General features: G+C 41.3%; 19 protein-coding genes. 17 read left to right on the top strand and 2 right to left on the bottom strand.

Annotated features, from left to right (window positions below):
* Positions 1-40 precede the first annotated feature (40 nt).
* Genes VLB74_RS01305 through VLB74_RS01295 form a run of 3 tightly spaced genes read left to right on the top strand, consistent with a single transcriptional unit; the run spans position 41 to position 2,398 of the window.
* Positions 41-793, top strand: a complete 753-nt coding sequence (locus tag VLB74_RS01305) for a hypothetical protein (RefSeq protein ID WP_325201665.1) — start codon at positions 41-43, stop codon at positions 791-793.
* 12 nt (positions 794-805) lie between these two features.
* The gene (locus VLB74_RS01300) at positions 806-1,564 is read left to right on the top strand and encodes a hypothetical protein (RefSeq protein ID WP_325201664.1); all 759 of its coding nucleotides are present in this window, start codon (positions 806-808) and stop codon (positions 1,562-1,564) included.
* Positions 1,565-1,579: 15 nt separating this feature from the next.
* Positions 1,580-2,398, top strand: a complete 819-nt coding sequence (locus VLB74_RS01295) for a hypothetical protein (protein WP_325201663.1) — start codon at positions 1,580-1,582, stop codon at positions 2,396-2,398.
* Between the two features lie 43 nt (positions 2,399-2,441).
* Here VLB74_RS01295 and VLB74_RS01290 read toward each other — a convergent pair whose 3' ends face one another.
* Entirely contained in the window at positions 2,442-3,308 is an 867-nt protein-coding gene (locus VLB74_RS01290; protein ID WP_325201662.1) for a helix-turn-helix transcriptional regulator, read from the bottom strand.
* 229 nt (positions 3,309-3,537) lie between these two features.
* On the opposite strand from VLB74_RS01290, the gene hemA reads away from it, so the two are divergent.
* The 14 genes from hemA to VLB74_RS01220 all read left to right on the top strand — a co-directional run bounded on the left by hemA (position 3,538) and on the right by VLB74_RS01220 (position 16,896).
* Entirely contained in the window at positions 3,538-4,797 is a 1,260-nt protein-coding gene (gene hemA / locus VLB74_RS01285; RefSeq protein WP_325201661.1) for a glutamyl-tRNA reductase, read from the top strand.
* Complete coding sequence (gene hemC, locus VLB74_RS01280; RefSeq protein ID WP_325201660.1) at positions 4,790-5,713, top strand: hydroxymethylbilane synthase; 924 nt, start codon at positions 4,790-4,792, stop codon at positions 5,711-5,713. Before hemA ends, hemC begins: the two co-directional genes overlap by 8 nt.
* Complete coding sequence (locus tag VLB74_RS01275; protein WP_325201659.1) at positions 5,713-6,381, top strand: uroporphyrinogen-III synthase; 669 nt, start codon at positions 5,713-5,715, stop codon at positions 6,379-6,381. The genes hemC and VLB74_RS01275 overlap by 1 nt, the downstream gene beginning before the upstream one ends.
* Before the next feature lie 39 nt (positions 6,382-6,420).
* Positions 6,421-7,446, top strand: a complete 1,026-nt coding sequence (gene hemE / locus VLB74_RS01270) for a uroporphyrinogen decarboxylase (protein WP_325201658.1) — start codon at positions 6,421-6,423, stop codon at positions 7,444-7,446.
* 27 nt (positions 7,447-7,473) lie between these two features.
* Positions 7,474-8,376: an oxygen-dependent coproporphyrinogen oxidase gene (hemF, locus tag VLB74_RS01265; RefSeq protein ID WP_325201657.1), complete on the top strand. Its 903-nt coding sequence runs from the start codon at positions 7,474-7,476 to the stop codon at positions 8,374-8,376.
* 54 nt (positions 8,377-8,430) lie between these two features.
* Positions 8,431-9,426 carry a porphobilinogen synthase gene (gene hemB, locus VLB74_RS01260; protein WP_325201656.1) on the top strand — a complete coding sequence of 332 codons (996 nt, stop codon included), beginning with the start codon at positions 8,431-8,433 and terminating at the stop codon, positions 9,424-9,426.
* A gap of 73 nt (positions 9,427-9,499) precedes the next feature.
* Positions 9,500-9,922, top strand: coding sequence for a c-type cytochrome (locus VLB74_RS01255; RefSeq protein WP_325201655.1), 423 nt, complete (start codon positions 9,500-9,502; stop codon positions 9,920-9,922).
* A 111-nt stretch (positions 9,923-10,033) separates the two neighbouring features.
* Positions 10,034-10,513, top strand: coding sequence for a hypothetical protein (locus tag VLB74_RS01250; protein ID WP_325201654.1), 480 nt, complete (start codon positions 10,034-10,036; stop codon positions 10,511-10,513).
* Positions 10,503-10,703 (top strand): helix-turn-helix transcriptional regulator, encoded by a 201-nt coding sequence (locus tag VLB74_RS01245; RefSeq protein WP_325201653.1) that lies wholly within the window; start codon positions 10,503-10,505, stop codon positions 10,701-10,703. The genes VLB74_RS01250 and VLB74_RS01245 overlap by 11 nt, the downstream gene beginning before the upstream one ends.
* A 17-nt stretch (positions 10,704-10,720) precedes the next feature.
* Complete coding sequence (locus VLB74_RS01240) at positions 10,721-11,191, top strand: methylated-DNA--[protein]-cysteine S-methyltransferase (RefSeq protein WP_325201652.1); 471 nt, start codon at positions 10,721-10,723, stop codon at positions 11,189-11,191.
* A 218-nt stretch (positions 11,192-11,409) separates the two neighbouring features.
* Complete coding sequence (locus VLB74_RS01235) at positions 11,410-12,567, top strand: serine hydrolase domain-containing protein (RefSeq protein WP_325201651.1); 1,158 nt, start codon at positions 11,410-11,412, stop codon at positions 12,565-12,567.
* Positions 12,568-12,629: 62 nt separating this feature from the next.
* On the top strand, positions 12,630-13,343 hold the full coding sequence (locus tag VLB74_RS01230; RefSeq protein WP_325201650.1) for a 3'-5' exonuclease: 714 nt from the start codon (positions 12,630-12,632) through the stop codon (positions 13,341-13,343).
* A gap of 215 nt (positions 13,344-13,558) precedes the next feature.
* Positions 13,559-14,998, top strand: a complete 1,440-nt coding sequence (locus tag VLB74_RS01225; RefSeq protein ID WP_325201649.1) for a nucleoside recognition domain-containing protein — start codon at positions 13,559-13,561, stop codon at positions 14,996-14,998.
* 296 nt (positions 14,999-15,294) lie between these two features.
* Positions 15,295-16,896, top strand: a complete 1,602-nt coding sequence (locus VLB74_RS01220) for a fumarate hydratase (protein WP_325201648.1) — start codon at positions 15,295-15,297, stop codon at positions 16,894-16,896.
* 110 nt (positions 16,897-17,006) lie between these two features.
* Here the strand turns inward: VLB74_RS01220 and VLB74_RS01215 are convergent, their stop codons facing one another.
* Positions 17,007-18,173, bottom strand: coding sequence for a class I SAM-dependent rRNA methyltransferase (locus tag VLB74_RS01215; protein ID WP_325201647.1), 1,167 nt, complete (start codon positions 18,171-18,173; stop codon positions 17,007-17,009).
* Positions 18,174-18,242: the final 69 nt, after the last annotated feature.

The following is an 18,242-nucleotide window of genomic DNA, read 5'->3' as shown; positions in this document are numbered from 1 at the left end:
ACAAAGCCCCACAATTATTAACCCCTAAAACCTTAAGAGCATGAGAAACACCTACATTATCACCGCTTTGCTCCTTTGTTTTTACCTACAGGCTCAAACCAGCGCCGTAGGAATAGGAACAACCAACCCACAACAAAAACTTCATCTGGAAAACAGCGTCGGAACGCTGCGAGTTGAAAGTCTTGACAAAGACAACAACGAGTTCAATGGAGGGAATGCAAGCCCCACAGGAACTTATCCGCTTTATGTGGATAGCGACGGGGTATTAAAATTAATACTGGAGCCCTTGTACAACAGCAACGGTCAAGACGCACTGGACAACCTTACTATCCCTACTTCCTTTATCAACTTACCCTTTTCGGACCCTGACGGTAAAGCTGAGACAACTTTCAAAACATATACGATTACAGTAGCTCGGGAAAGTATTCTCGAAGTAAAGTACAGTATAAGTTTTGAAGTTTTCCAGAACAACGCCTCACCACCTGCAAAAATCAATGATGCGGCAGCCAGAAGAATAAGTACGTACTACACGTTGGATACAGGAACCCGAAGATACGGACAGTCTGACCGATGCTACATGAACAATAGTATTAACAACCCTGCTGCTTATCCGGCCCCCGAAATTTTAGCGTCAACCGGACATGGCTACAATTCAACAACTACTTATGTGGTTTTAACCCCAGGTACGCATACTTTATATTTTAAAGCTGAAGTATCTACCAATTTACCCGCACTGCTAACCTACGTAAAGTTAGTAACAGATGTTGACTCCATCTTCATGAGACTTTACTAAAAAACTGATGCTATGAAAAAAATACTACTATTAGTCTTTCTTCCTTGCACTCTTTTAGCGCAAGTAGGAATCGGGACAGCAAATCCAACAGCTGATTTGCATGTGGCCGGAAACACATCGACTATACGAATCGAAAGTTTGAACGCGGTGAATTCACCTTTATATAATGATGGTATCAAACCCTCTCCTGCATATGTAGACGCTTTGGGAAACATCACGATAAGACCTTCCGGAGCTAACGCTTCAGGGCCAGGCGGATTAACCTCACCCATAAACTTTTTAACCTCTGATTCCAATTTCATCCCGGACGGCCCTACCAACCGAGGCGTGATAATAAACAACAACACAACAGAAACAAGCAAAACAGGTTCAATTATCGTTGTGCCTTTTTCTTCTCCTCAAACCGCTCTGATTGAGGTAAAATACAGCATCACTGCAATGTTGTCCAGTACCGATTTAGGCGTAAGTTCGACCTCTTTTAACGACATATCAACACGAACGCTGAAGTTTTATTTTTGCATTGATCTGAATAATGACGGACTGGACGCTTCGGAGCTGTCAAGAAAATACGGCTTGAATGCCCAGTTTTATTCTTCCCATTCACAAGGTATACTCGGCTATTGCTTTACTAACGGACACGGGAATTCAACCGTTCCGCAAGGCAACCATTCATTACATTTTTTCGTAGAAGTAATTGATGGTTTGGGAAAATTCACAAGCGTCGGTATTGGCGGAAAATCAGACACCTTAAAAATCAGAATCTACAACTAACCCAAAACTACTGATATGAGAAAACAATTACTACTTATAGCCACATTGATTCCCTTGTCATTTCAGGCACAGGTTGGAATCAAAACAACAAACCCACAAGAGGGGTTGCACGTTGGCGGTTCAAATTCTACCGTAAAAGTTGATGGTTTAAATTTTGTCAATAATCCTGAAAATTTAGGGCCTGGTAATTCTTCCCGCGTATTTGTGAATGCTGACGGCGATTTGGTTCTCGGCTCTGCCTCTACCAACATTGCTATTCTTTTCGATTCTGAAAATTATTTAGACGATACCAGCAATTCAAGTGAAAATGGAGTAACCCAACACGGTTACGGAGACGGATTCACTTATGCCGGAGTGCCACGCGACATACCCAACTCGACCTTCACGCTGACACAACCTGCTATTATCGAAATTAACTACTCTGTTTCCTGGAATATTGAAAAAAATGGGACCAATAGAGTTGGAGACGGTAATGCTCGGGTAGTTCAAACCTTAATGTACTTCCGCCAAGGAAACTATCTTGGCCCAGTGGTAACCCACGATTTAGACGGAAACCTTATCGGTGGGGCTTTTGAAATCAGTACAGGATCTTCCGTGTTAGGTGGGGGATTAGGAATTACCGGACAGTACTACAACAACAAGCATTCCTTAAAAGGGGAATATGAAAATTTCCATAATTCAGGATCAGACTTTGTAAAACTTCCGGCTGGCACATACTGCCCAATGTTTTCCGCACAGTTAGCTGTTTCGGATGCCAGTGGCGCCGGAGCAATGAAAATGTATTTGGGTACCGGAAAAGACGAAGTTCAGATAATTGCCCATTATTACGAATAAAATAATAAAACTCATAAAAAAAACACCCGAGAGGGTGTTTTTTTTATATCGCTTTCTCAAGCAGATATTTTTTTGGAGTTGTCCCATACTTCTTTTTAAAACCGGCGATAAAATGACTCGCCGTACTGTAGCCTATTTTCAGACCTACCTCATTTACATTATACGAACCCGAATCCAGTAAACGTCTTGCATATTCCATTTTGTAATCAAACAAAAAACCATAAACCGTATCCCCGTAAATCTGCTTGAAACCCATTTTTAATTTTTTAAGGTTTAACCCAACCTCGTCAGCCAACTCCTGCAATCCGGGTGGTTCCCCCATATTGGCGATTATTATTTCTTTGGCCTTTTTGAGTTTCAGCACATTCTCTTCATCAATCAAAAACGGACATTGCTCGGCATTAGGATCTTCATTTCGGTTGAAAAACAAACTCAGCAGTTCATAGCCTTTCCCTTTATAATACATGTTTTTTATCGAAGGATTGAGCGAATAGTTAAACATCTGGTTCAAAACAATTGCCATTGACGGACTGATATTCTCTTCACCATAATACTTTTTATCACGGTTTTCATCACTCAAAAACGGAATATGCTCGGCCTGTTCCGAAAACAAACCGTGAAACTTTTTAATCGAAACCAGAACGGTAATCACCCACGATTTGGGTGCAACCTCCATCTGAAGCGGTAATTCTTTTTGCGGATTATAAAGCAAAAGCGACTTCTCTTCCTTCAATTCCAGAGAATAATTCCCCTGATTAAAGATATATTTCGCGCTTCCCTTCAATCCGAAATGAAACTGTATCAACCCCATATTTACAGGTCGTTCGAAACGAACCATTTCCTCCGAATCATTCTGAAACCGAAGCAAAATAAAATCTTCTTCAATTTTTATCTCTTCCATAGAACCCATAGCGGTATTTTTTTTAAGTAATTTTGAAAGATGATTAAAATTTATTTAGAATCACTCTAAATAAAAACTTTCAAAATACCTGATTTTTATACAAATTTAAAAGAAATAACGCTAAAGAACCATTTTAAAGACAAAAAATCTCATAGCGACACAAAAAGCACTTACAGCGTTATTTTAATAAACGGCTTCGCAATATATTTGTTTAACTTTTAGTGAAAAAGTGAAAAGCATGGAAAACAATACAATTTCAAAGCCTGCTTCATTCTATGTTGTTGGATTGAGCTATAAAAAAGCAGATGCCGAAATCAGGGGGAAATTCAGTCTGAACTGCGAGGCTAAAGAAGCCTTACTACTACAAGCCCAAAAGGAAGGAATCGAGAGTTTAATCGTTACATCCACTTGTAACCGAACCGAAATTTATGGCTTTGCACAGCACCCTTTTCAATTGATTAAATTGATGTGTGAAAACAGTCAGGGAACCATAGAAGATTTTCAAAAAGTAGCCTACGTACACAAAAATACCGAAGCGATTGGCCATATGTTCCGCGTTGGAACAGGTTTGGACAGTCAGATTTTAGGTGATTTCGAAATCATCAGCCAAATAAAAAACAGTTTTGTAGAGAGTAAAAACCACAACCTGGTTAACAATTACCTTGAGCGTTTGTGCAATGCCGTGATTCAGGCAAGTAAACGTATCAAAACCGAAACTGAAATCTCTTCTGGAGCCACATCGGTTTCTTTTGCCGCGGTTCGTTATATCTTCAACAACGTCGAAGACATTTCCAATAAGAACATCCTTCTTTTCGGAACCGGAAAAATTGGAAGAAATACTTGCGAGAATCTGGTAAAACACACCAAACACGAGCAGATTACCCTAATCAACAGAACCAAAGACAAAGCCGAAAAATTAGCCCGTAAGCTGAACGTAATCGTAAAAGACTACGCCAACCTGGAGGCAGAAATTCAGAAAGCCGATGTTTTGGTGGTCGCCACCGGTGCACAGAACCCAACGATAGACAAAGCTATCCTGAACCTGAAAAAACCGTTATTGATTCTGGATTTATCCGTTCCGAAAAACGTAAACGAAAATGTCCAGGAACTGGAAAATGTGACACTGATTCATATGGATCATTTATCGCAAATGACAGACGAAACGCTGGAAAACAGAAGAAAACACGTGCCGGCTGCCGAAGCTATCATCGAAGAAATCAAAGATGAATTCATCGGTTGGACTAAAGCCAGAAAATTTGCACCGACTATACACGCTTTAAAACAAAAGCTGAACAACATCAAAGAAAAAGAACTGACAGTTCAGCGCAAAAAATTCATCAATTTTGATGAAGAACAGGCGGAGTTAATAAGCAGCCGCATCATTCAGAAAATTACAAACCATTTTGCCAATCACCTTAAAGACGATGCAACCATGGTGGATGAAAGCATCGAGTGGATTGAAAAAATCTTTCAGATAGAAACCGAAAAAAATGACTAAAACCATCCGTATCGGAACCCGCGACAGCGAATTGGCCTTATGGCAGGCACATACTGTTCAGCACCAGTTGCAGCAACTCGGGTATTCCACAGAAATCGTAGCCGTGAAATCTACAGGCGACATTATTCTGGACAAGCCTTTATACGAATTAGGCATTACCGGAATCTTCACAAAAACTTTGGATGTGGCCATGATATCAGGTCAAATCGACATCGCGGTACACTCCATGAAAGACGTCCCAACTGCCTTACCGCAAGGGATTGTACAGGCAGCCGTTTTAGAACGCGCCAATACCGTTGACATTCTGGTACACAAAGGCAATCTGGACTTCTTAAACGGAACCGGAACTATCGCCACCGGAAGCTTACGCCGTCAGGCACAATGGCTAAACAAATATCCAAATCATACGGCAGTGGATTTACGAGGAAACGTAAACACCCGCATGCAGAAACTACAGGAGAATGACTGGAGCGGAGCGATTTTTGCCGCGGCCGGATTGGAACGCATCAACTTAAAACCCGAAACCTGCATCGATTTGGATTGGATGATTCCGGCACCTGCACAAGGTGCTATGGTAGTTGTAGCGATGGAAAACGACGAATTTACCCTGGATGCCTTGGCTCAATTAAACCATATTGAAACTGAAATCTGTACTTACATCGAACGCCAGTTTTTAAGAACCTTGGAAGGTGGCTGTACCGCTCCGATTGGCGCTTTGGCAATATATGACGAAACCGACGACACTATTCATTTCAAAGGGGTTTTATTCTCGATTGACGGCCAACAAAAAATCGAAATCGACCGTTCTTTTGATATCTCGGAATGGAAAAAACTCGGATTCAATTGTGCCAAAGAAATACTGGATAACGGCGGAACCGCATTAATGGCAGAAATCAAATCGAAACTGAAAAAATAATGAGCGACTCAATCCGCATATTGTCCACAAAAAAACTGTTACCCAACCAGAAGCAGTATCTTTTGAATGCCGGTTTTTCAGTTGTTGAAGCGGATTTCATCTCTACCAAACCTGTTGCATTTGAATTAAAAAATGTTAATGACACACTGATTTTCACAAGCCAGAATGGTGTAGAAAGCATTTTAAAGCATCCGAAAATCAATGAACTGAAATCAAAAGACGTTTTTTGCGTAGGCATCAAAACAAAAAACTTACTGGAAGCGAATGGTTTCAATGTCGTAGCCCATACCGGCTATGCCGAAGATCTGGCGGAAATCATCACATTGGTGTATCCGAACAACCAATACACATTTTTCAGCGGAAATCTTCGTCGCGACACATTACCGGAAGCATTGAAGGAAGCCGAAGTGGTTTTCAATGAGATTACGGTATACGAAACGGTACTCACCCCGCAAAGGATGGACATCAAACCCGACGGTATCTTATTTTTCAGTCCGTCCGGCGTGGAAAGTTACCTGAAAGAAAATATAATCAGCAAGGAGTATGCGTTCTGCATTGGAAATACCACGGCGGAAGCAGCAAACCGATTGGGAATCAAAAATATCATAATCGCCAATCAACCAACAATTGAGAACACGATTATTCAATGTATCAACGAATTTAAATAAAACTTTGCAACTTAGCCACTTTGCAATTATAAAGAAACTATGTTAAAAAACGACCTATTTTTAAGAGCTTTAAAAGGAGAAACCGTAGAACGACCACCGGTATGGATGATGCGTCAGGCGGGAAGATATTTACCGGAATTCCGTGCCTTGCGCGACAAATACGATTTTTTTACCCGTTGTGAAACTCCGGAATTGGCGGCCGAAATCACGGTACAGCCCATCAGAATCGTAAAACCGGATGCTGCTATTTTGTTCTCCGATATTTTGGTGGTTCCGAGAGCAATGGGCATCCATGTGGAACTGAAAGACAATCTGGGTCCGATTATCCCAGATCCGATCCGTTCGATGGAACAGGTGGAAAAAGTGTTCATCCCTAATATTGAAGAATCGTTAGGTTATGTGATGGATGCCATCAAACTGACCAAAGAAATGCTGAACGACGAAGTGCCATTAATCGGTTTCGCCGGTTCACCTTGGACCATCTTCTGTTATGCCGTGGAAGGAAAAGGATCGAAGAGTTTTGATACTGCCAAAGGATTCTGCTTTTCGAATCCGGTAGCTGCCCATACCTTATTGCAGAAAATTACCGATACAACCATCTTATACTTAAAGGAAAAAGTAAAATCGGGCGTAAATGCCGTTCAGATTTTCGATTCTTGGGGTGGTATGTTATCGCCGACCGATTATCAGGAATTCTCATGGAAATACATCAATCAGATTGTTGATGCTTTAGCCGATGAAACCGAAGTGATTGTCTTCGGAAAAGGATGTTGGTTTGCCTTAAACGAAATGTCGAAATCCAAAGCATCTGCCTTGGGTGTGGATTGGACCTGTTCTGCCAGAAATGCACGTTATTTAACCGGAGGCAACATCACCTTACAAGGAAATTTTGACCCTTCAAGATTATTGTCGCCAATTCCGACTATCAAGAAAATGGTTCACGAAATGATTGACGAATTCGGAAAAGACAAATACATCGTAAACCTTGGTCACGGAATTTTACCGAATATCCCGGTAGATCACGCCAAGGCGTTTGTGGAGGCCGTTAAAGAATATAATCAGTAGGCAGTCGCAGTATACAGTCAGCAGCAAATGAAAGAACAATTCTATCAATATATCCAAACGCTCCAGGATCAAATCTGCAAAGGTTTGGAAGATTTGGATGGTACAGCAAAATTCCGTCAGGATTTGTGGGAACGTCCCGAAGGCGGCGGCGGAAGAACCCGCGTGATTGAAAACGGTAATGTTTTCGAAAAAGGCGGCGTGAACATTTCGGGCGTACATGGAGCGCTGCCTGTAGCCATGCAGACCTATTTTGGTGTGGGTGAAGTCGATTTCTTTGCCTGCGGATTGAGTTTGGTAATCCATCCGAAAAACCCGATGGTACCGACCGTCCATGCCAACTGGCGTTATTTCGAAATGTACGATAAAGAAGGTAACATTGTGAACCAGTGGTTTGGCGGCGGACAGGATTTAACGCCTTATTATCTGTTTGAGGAAGATGCAAAACATTTCCATCAAACCTGTAAAATAGCTTGCGACAAACACAATTCGGAATTCTATCCGAAGTTCAAAAAACAATGCGACGAGTACTTCTGGAACGCACACCGAGACGAAGCAAGAGGTATTGGCGGATTGTTTTTCGACCATTTGAAAGCCTCTGAGGAAATGTCGATGAAAAACTGGTTCAATTTCGTTACCGAAGTCGGCAACAGTTTCTTATCGGCTTATTTACCAATTGTGGAAAGAAGAAAAGATTTACCCTATACAGAAGCTAACCGAACCTGGCAGGAAATCCGACGTGGCCGTTATGTCGAATTCAATTTAGTTCACGACAAAGGAACTTTATTCGGTTTAAAGACAAACGGAAGAATCGAATCCATACTGATGAGTTTACCGCCACATGTGCAATGGGTGTACGACCATCATCCGGAAACGGGAAGCCAAGAAGAAAAATTAATTAAAGTATTGGAAAATCCAGTTGATTGGATTTAATTATAAGTTAAACCAAGCTGATGGCTTAACGCTGACAGCTAAAAGCTAAAATATATGTTCCCATTACACAGAGGCAGAAGACTAAGAGTCAACGAATCGATAAGAAGTTTAGTTCGCGAAACAAGTTTAAGTCCGGCGGATTTCATGTTTCCGATGTTCATAGCTGAAGGCGAAAACGTAAAAGTGGAAATCCCTTCCATGCCGGGTATTTACCGCCGTTCGATTGATTTAACCGTGGAAGAAGTAAAAGAATTGTTCGCATTGGGCATCCGTGCGGTGAATATTTACGTAAAAGTCAACGACGATTTAAAGGACAATACCGGAAAAGAGGCCTGGAATCCAAACGGGTTGATGCAGCAAGCCATCAAAGCCATCAAATCGGCCTGTCCGCAAATGATCGTGATGCCGGATGTAGCGTTAGATCCGTATTCAATTTACGGTCATGACGGAATCATCAAAAATGGCGACATTGCCAATGATGAAACCGTAGATGCTTTGGTTAGAATGGCTGTTTCCCATGCACAGGCCGGAGCGGATTTCGTGGCACCGAGCGACATGATGGACGGACGTGTAGTGCGTTTGCGAGAAGGTTTGGATCAGGCAGGTTTTCATAATGTTGGGATTATGAGCTATTCGGCAAAATATGCTTCAGCATTTTACGGACCATTCCGTGATGCGTTAGACAGTGCTCCAAAAGAAGCCGAAATCGAAGTCCCGAAAGACAAGAAAACCTATCAGATGGACTATGCCAACCGCATCGAAGCCGTGAAAGAAGCACTTATGGATGTGGAAGAAGGTGCCGACATGGTTATGGTAAAACCGGGAATCGCGTACCTGGATATTGTACGCGAAGTGAAAAACGCAGTGAATGTTCCGGTAACGGTATTCCACGTATCGGGAGAATATGCGATGATTAAAGCGGCATCCGAAAGAGGCTGGCTGGATCACGACAAAATCATGATGGAACAACTGATGTGTATCAAGCGTGCGGGCGCGAGTTTAATCTCTACTTATTTCGCCAAAGAAGCGGCAATCTTATTGAACAAATAAGATTCTTCACGGCAGATTCTCGCAGTTTTTTCTTAACTTTGAGAGACGTTTTTAACGTTAAAAAGTTAAGAAAATGAAAAAGTATACAATCATTTTTCGCACGCTGATAATGATTTTACTGATCAGTTCGCAGATGTTGGTATCCTGCGGTAAAGAAGAAAAAAAAGAGAAAGAAGAAGAGCCTCTATATCCTGAAGTAAAAAAATCAGCTGAAGAAGTTTCTTTCGATTTAGGAAAAGAGATTTTTGAAGGAAGAGGTACGTGCCATACCTGTCACAAGCCTAATGAGAAATTAGTAGGACCGCCTTTGGCCCTGATAGCTAAAACGTATAAAGAAAAAGGAGGAAGCATACCTGATTTCTTAACCGAAAAAAGCGGCCCTATTGTAGTCCCTGCGGAATACAATACGATGAAGGCTAACTTTAAAATTACAAAAGCCCTCACCGACGAAGAACGTAAAGCGTTGGAAACCTATATCATGAGTTTCGGAAAATAAAACCACTCGTCCTCTTTTGAGGACATTTTTATTTTACAAAATGTAAAGTTTATTTGTCTTTTTGTTAATTATGTTTTACATTTGTCCTGTAATTCTAAATTCATTTTAATTATGAAAACAAAATTTTTATTTCCGCATCGTTTTAAAAAAATTGGGTGGTTACTTTTTATTCCATTCGCAATACTGTCACTTATCAGTCTTTGCACTACTTTGGAATTGAATTTTTTAAATGTCAATGTATTTTGCTTCATTCATAATAGCTTTTCTCGAAGCGGAACAATTTATTTTGGCTTTGTTGAAAACAACATTACCGATGAAATTTTAATGGGAGGCTTAATCATAGGGGGCTTACTGACCGCCTTTTCGAAAGAAAAAAACGAAGACGAAATGGTTGAAAAAATCAGACTGGAAAGTTTGGTTTGGGCTACCTATTTCAATTATGCCATGTTGTTAATTTCCATTATCTTCATTTATGGAGAATCCTTTTTTACAGCCTTATTAGTTAATATCGCTTCTTTACTAATATTTTTCATCGTACGTTTCAACTGGATGCTTTACAAAACCAATAAAATTTCTACCGATGAAGAATAACGTAAAAGTACAGCGCGCCATCGCCAATATTACTCAAGCGGAACTGGCAGAAAAAATCGGGGTAAGCCGACAGACCATCAACGCGATTGAAGCCGGAAAATATGTTCCTTCAACGGTATTGGCACTGAAAATCTCCAAACTGTTCGAAAAGCCCGTCAACGAAATTTTTGAATTGGACACCGACGATTAATTCCGTAGTTTTATCACATGGAAACCGCTTTTATACAATCGCCTTTGGGCATTACCAAAATTCAGGGAGATACCGATGGTATTGCAGTAGTTTCGGTAGTATCCGAAGGCGATGTTTCGATTACCATTCCCGAGTCATTACAGGAAGCGGCACTACAGCTTCAGGAATACTTTGAAGGAAAACGAACCGAATTCTCTTTTCAGTTAAATCCAAAAGGAACCGAATTCCAACAGAAAGTCTGGAAAGCGCTATTGGAAATTCCATACGGAAAAACCACTTCCTATCTTGATCTTTCCAAGAAATTGGGCGATGTCAAAGCCATCCGAGCCGTAGCTTCTGCCAATGGTAAAAACCCCTTATGGGTAGTCGTTCCCTGTCATCGCGTAATTGGTTCCGACGGATCGTTAACCGGTTATGCAGGAGGATTATGGCGTAAAAAATGGCTATTGGAACATGAGAATCCGGAAAAACAACAAAGTCTTTTTTAAATTACGAATTTCAAATTACAGATTACGACTGAACGACAGATTCATTTACATGATTGATAACTGTTCTTCTGAAAAACTTTGAAAAGCGAAATATTCTTATATACCGAAAGTAATTTCCAATTCGTAATTCGTAATTAACTCCCATTCGCTCCAAAAAAATAAAAAACATAAGCCGAATTTGTGTAAATTCGTTGCAATCGCAGTTTAAAACCCAACCTATGAAATTTCTGAAAAGCTTCCTGAAATGGTTTTGCATCATTGTGGCTTCCATTGTTATCCTAATGTATATTTTCGATGTAGATTACCTGTTTCGCGCTGTGCGAACCATCTATTTCAGAGGGTACACCACGGCCTTTTTGGACGATTACACCCATTTCCCAAACCGTGAAATCAAAAAGGGTACAGGACAACCATGGGCCATGGCCAAAGATTACAATACGGTTCCCGCCACTGAAGAACTTGAAAAAACCCACAAAGAACTGGGCACTGTAGCCTATGTTATCATCAAGAATGACAGCATCTGGCACGAAGCTTATTATGATGGATATGATAAAAATTCCAAATCCAATTCGTTTTCTATGGCCAAGAGTATTGTTTCGGCTGCGTTGGGCAAAGCGATCATGGAAGGCAGAATCAAAAGTTTAGACCAAAAGGTAACCGACTTTTTTCCGGAACTGAAAGGAAAATACGCGAAGGAAGTTACCGTGGGCGATTTGTCGTCGATGGCGTCAGGATTAAGCTGGGACGAGAAATATTACAGTCCGTTTTCCATCGTAACACGCGCCTATTTCGATAATGATTTAAAGAAAGTGATACTGGGATTGGAAATAAACGAAAAACCGGGACAATCTTTCAAATATTTAAGCGGCGCGACCGAACTATTGGCCATGTGCATCGAAAAAGCCACAGGCGAATACGTTTCAGATTATGTCTCCAAGAATTTCTGGCAACCGATGGGCGCCGAAAACGATGCCCTATGGCAACTGGACCACAACAAAGACGGCATTGAAAAAGCCTACTGCTGTATTGCCAGCAACGCCAGAGATTTCGCCCGTTTCGGAAAACTGTACCGGGATTTTGGGAAATGGAACAACAAACAGGTTTTAGACAGCGCTTTTGTGGCGAAGTCCATCACACCTCGTTTCGCAAACAGTCCGCAATACGGTTACGGATTCTGGCTGCATAAAATCAACGGCAAACAATTATTTTACATGCGCGGACACCTGGGCCAATTTGTAATCGTGGTTCCGGAAGACAACGTGATAATCGTACGTTTAGGACACATCAAAGGATTACAGACCGAAGAAGACCCGCACAGTAACGACTTGTACGTATATTTTAATGAGGCTTACAAAATGTTGGAAAAGCGAAAATAAATCATTTTATTTGTAATATTTTTCATATACAAACCAAACAGACTGAATCGAATCCAAACGCCATGATTGAAAAAATAAATTTAGACAACATCTTGTTTCTGGACATTGAAACCGTTCCTGAAACTGAAAACTTCAGCGTTTTAGACACAACAAAACAGGAGCTATTTGCCACCAAAACACAATACCAACGCAAAGACGATTATACCCCAGAAGAATTTTACGAACGCGCCGGGATTTGGGCGGAATTTGGAAAAATTGTCTGCATTTCCGTTGGGTATTTTACCCTGAAAAGTGACATTCGCCATTTCCGCGTGACTTCCTTTTTTGGGGAAGAAACCAAAATCCTGAAAGACTTTGCCAACTTATTGAACAATCATTTCAACCAGCCGCAGCATCTGTTGTGCGGCCATAATGCCAAGGAATTCGACTTCCCGTTCATTGCCCGTCGCATGCTGATTCACGGCATCCAGATTCCGCAAAAGCTGAATCTCTTCGGAAAAAAACCCTGGGAAGTACCGCACCTGGACACCATGGAACTGTGGAAATTCGGCGATTATAAAACCTTTACTTCGTTGAAATTACTTACCAATGTGTTGGGAATTCCGTCTCCAAAAGACGATATCGACGGCAGCGAAGTGGCACACACCTTTTACGTCGAAAAAGACATCGACCGCATCATCACCTATTGCGAAAAAGATGTGGTGGCCGTAGCCCAGATTTTCCTGAAATTCAGACGGGACGATTTGCTGATTGACGAGGAGGTTATTCATGTTTAGGAGCTATTTAACTACGTTGAATCTTTGATTTCCCGCTATCCACTATCTCGAGCGAAGCGAACTGACGAAGTAATCTTTTTTGCATATCACCTTCGGCGAAATTTCCGTTAAAGCAAAAAAGGATGCCGTTACTATCGGGGCTAGGGTCATTGCAAACTTTTAGCTTTGATTGTGTCTTTTCCCCTAAATAATTACATTTACGAAAAATATAAAGTATGGTATTAAGCAGATTCTGGCTAGCGATTTTTATTTCCTCCATTGCCTTTGTGATTATCGGTTTATTTTCCGGCAGCAGTTATTCAATTGATTATGTGCTGAACGGCAAAAAAGACGAACCGCTGTTAATCTCCGAAAAATACCTGAAAGAAGTTCCTGCTTTTATCAAAGACAGCATCGAAAAAGCACCGGAGAACACAATTGTCATCAATAAAGTAGAAACCGACTTGGACACCACATATGTATATAAAAACCAAACAGTTAAAATTTACAGTGGCGTACAAAAATCAGATGGTTTATTGCCGACTTGTAAAAACAGTCTGCTGGATCTGATCTTACCTTTAATAGCCTACCTGGCGTTCTTCTGTGGCTTGATGGAATTGCTAATCATATCAGGAGCTGCCGAAAGACTTGCCACAAAATTGAGTCCGGTTTTCGCCAAAGTGTTCCCGACCATTCCTAAAAACCACGAATCGATTTCCTATATGACGCTGAATTTCGCAGCTAATTTTCTGGGACTGGATTCGGCAGCCACGCCATTCGGATTAAAAGCCATGGAGAGTTTACAGACCATCAACCCCGAAAAAGACAAAGCCAGCGATGCCCAAATTATGTTCATGTGTCTTCATGCCGCCGGACTTACATTGATTCCAACGTCTATCATTGGCTACCGAGCCGCCGAAAATGCCTCGAACCCAGCCGATGTAATGCTGCCATGTATTATCACTTCTTTTGTGGGAACCATCGCCGCCTTCTTGTTGGTAGGAATCAAACAAAGAATCAACTTTAAAAGCGCTTCCCTAGTTCTTGCTTTGACCACTATTTTGGCAGCAATTGCCGGACTACTTTTCTATATCAACGGATTGGATTTAATCGGGAAAAACTTCTTTACGGGCAATTTATCCGGTTTGATGTTGGTGGCCATCATTGGTTTTACCCTAATCTTCTCATTCTATAATGAAAAAAAATTCACCCAAAAAGACACGACCATTTTCGACACCTTTGTCGATGGCGCTAAAAATGGTTTGAACACCGGAGTTAAAATTTTTCCGTATGTGATGGGAATGCTGGTAGCCATTTCATTCTTCAGAAACAGCGGTTTGTTTGAAATCATCAGTAATGGAATTTCGTTTACGTTTGCGCAAATCGGAGTCGCCAAAGAAATCACCGATTCTTTACCGGTAGCGATGCTGCGTCCGTTCAGTTCTGGAGGATCGAGAGGCTTCATGATTGACGCGATGCGCAGTTTCGGACCGGATTCATTTACCGGAAGATTAAGCTGTATTTTCCAGTGCAGTGCCGAAACGACTTTCTATGTGATTGCGGTATATTTCGGTTCGATTAACATCAAAAACACGCGTTACACTTTGGGTATGATGCTATTGGTGGATCTGATTTGTGTGATTACCGCGATTATGGTGGCGAGTTGGTTTTTTTAAATAATGCGTTTTTTAGAAGATATCATTTCAGAATTTGCAAAAGAAGGAATTTATTCTGCCTTTAAATGGCTGGGTATCTTTTGCAAATGGATTTTCTATGCAGGCCATAAATCTGTTCAACACATCGAAAAAGAAAACTGGAATCGAAGGATAGGTTTTTTTGTTTTTTGTACGGTTTTCTGTATCATCTATTATTTTATAAATTAGATTCATTCTATATCTCAAAGAACTTAAAAAACAAGCTTTTAGACTTCATTTAGTTTCGTTAAATTTACGCTCCTAAAATTACTGTTACAATGGACTTTATATACCAAGACCCGTATCCTATTACAAAAGACGATACACAATACCGAAAAATCACTTCCGACTACGTTAAAGTAGAACAATTGGGCGACCGTGAAATCTTAACGGTTGATCCGAAAGGTTTGGAATTATTGGCCGAAGAAGCAATGACCGACGTATCGTTCATGCTACGCTCTTCGCATTTACAAAAATTAAGAAACATCATCGACGATCCGGAAGCAACCGACAACGACCGCTTCGTAGCCTATAACCTATTGCAGAATGCCGTAGTGGCCGTAGATGGACAATTGCCATCATGCCAGGATACCGGAACGGCTATCGTAATGGCGAAAAAAGGTGAAAATATTTATACTGGAGCTGATGACGGCGAATGGTTGTCAAAAGGAATTTTCAACACCTACGAAAAAAGAAACCTGCGTTACTCACAGATTGTTCCTATTTCGATGTTTGAAGAAAAGAACTCCGGTTCCAATCTTCCTGCGCAGATAGATATTTATGCTAAAAAAGGAAGCTCTTATGAATTCCTGTTTTTAGCCAAAGGAGGCGGTTCCGCTAACAAGACCTTCTTATACCAAAAAACAAAATCGTTGTTAAACGAAAAATCATTGGACGAGTTCGTTCGCGAACGCATCATGGATTTGGGAACTTCAGCTTGTCCTCCATACCACTTGGCCATTGTTATCGGCGGTACTTCTGCAGAAGCGAATTTGGCTGCCGTGAAAAAAGCGTCCGCAGGATATTTCGATAATTTACCAACCAGCGGAAACATGGCGGGTCAGGCCTTCCGTGATTTGGAATGGGAAAAACGCGTACAGAAAATTTGCGAGGAAAGCCACATTGGGGCACAATTCGGCGGAAAATATTTAACGCATGATGTTCGCGTAATCCGTTTGCCGCGTCACGCTGCTTCTTGTCCGGTTGGAATGGGCGTTTCCTGTTCGGCGGACCGAAATATCAAAGGAAAAATTACCAAAGAAGGTATCTTCGTAGAGCAATTGGAAGTGAATCCGAAACAGTTTTTACCCGAAACGGCTCCACATCTGGAAGATCCTGTAGAAATCGATTTGAACAGACCAATGGCGGAAGTATTGGCGGAATTGTCAAAATACCCAATCAAAACCCGTTTGAAACTAAACGGAACATTAATTGTGGCCCGTGATATCGCTCACGCAAAAATCAAAGAATTACTGGATGCCGGAAAACCAATGCCGGAATATTTCAAAAACCACCCGATTTATTACGCAGGTCCTGCCAAAACTCCGGAAGGAATGCCATCAGGAAGTTTCGGACCAACCACAGCCGGACGTATGGACGTCTATGTAAACGAATTCCAGAAAAATGGCGGAAGCATGATCATGTTGGCCAAAGGAAACCGTTCCAAAGACGTGACCAATGCGTGTAACAAATACGGTGGTTTCTATTTAGGCTCCATCGGCGGCCCTGCTGCTATCTTGGCGAAAGAAAACATCCTTTCCGTTGAAGTGGTAGATTTCGAAGAATTGGGCATGGAAGCCGTTCGTAAAATCACTATTAAAGATTTCCCGGCATTCATCATTACCGATGACAAAGGGAATGATTTTTTCGAGAATTTATAAGTTTTAGAAAATAGAGTCAAGAGCAAAGAAAAAGAAACCCCGAAAATTATTTTCGGGGTTTCTTTTTCATCCTAGTTTCAAGATGAACACTGCGACTGTAAACTAATAAACTATTCCACATACAATACCAACCCTTTAAGGTAATGCCCTTCCGGATGATAAATGTTGGTTGGGTGATCCGGGCCTTGTGATAATTTATGCAATACACGGATATTTCTACCAGTTTCGATGGCAGCCGCAGCTACGGTGTTGTAAAATAAAACATCATCGATAACCTGCGAACAGGAGAACGTGAATAAGATTCCCTTTGGCGCCATGGCTTTCATACCGGCAATGTTCAAACGCTTATAGGCTTGTGTTGCGGTATGTTTACTTTTGATGCTTTTAGCGAATGCCGGCGGATCCAACACAATCAGGTCGTATTGTTTGTCGTGCTCTTTCATGAAAGCAAACACATCGGAGGCTACCGCTTCGTGGTTACAATCGTCATGGTTCAGTTTCATATTTCTTTCGGCCAGTGCCACTGCTTTTTCGGAGATATCCACGGAAGTAACCAATTCCGCACCGGCACTCATAGCGTAAACGGAAAACCCTCCGGTATAACAGAATGTGTTCAGCACTCGTTTCCCCCTGGCGTACTGTCCAAGCAATTTCCGATTGTCCCTCTGATCCAAAAAGAAACCGGTTTTCTGTCCTTCTACCCAGTTTACCGAAAACAAAATAGTATTCTCTTTTGCTGTGGTTTCCTTTGTTTCGCCCATTAGGAAAAAATCCCTTCCGGTTTGCGGTAACGTGCCACTGCTTTTGCAATAAATAGTTTCGCAGTAATTTTTGAAATTCGACTGTATGGCTTCGGCTATTTTTTCCATCTCATGAAAGATTCCGCTTGAATGCGCCTGCAAAACCCAGTTTTTATCGTAATAATCTATGATCAGACCAGGGATTCCATCACCTTCACCGTGAATCAAACGAAAGGCATTGGTTTCATTCAGATCCAATAATTTCATTCGTAATTCCCAGGCACTTTTTAATCGGTCGCCCCAAAAATTTTCTGTAAATGTTTCGTCTCCGAAAGTGAGGATACGCACCACAATACTGCCTCGATCACTAAAGTAACCCGTTGCCAGGTGTTTGTTGTTGGAATCAACCACGTCCACCATTTCTCCGTCATTCAATTCCTGACTTACACCATAAACAGCTCCGCTAAACACCCATGGGTGACGGCGTTGCACTGATTTTTCTTTTCCTGGCTTTAATATTACTTTCGGATAACTCATTGTTTCGTATTTTAATGCAAAGGTAAAAACAAAAAGCATCTTTAGTGTAGTTTACCAAAGATGCTTTTC

The sequence above is a fragment of the Flavobacterium sp. genome (assembly GCF_035456225.1).
GTDB lineage: Bacteria > Bacteroidota > Bacteroidia > Flavobacteriales > Flavobacteriaceae > Flavobacterium.
Note: the sequence above shows the minus strand (reverse complement) of the source record. Positions and strands in the feature narration are given on the sequence as shown.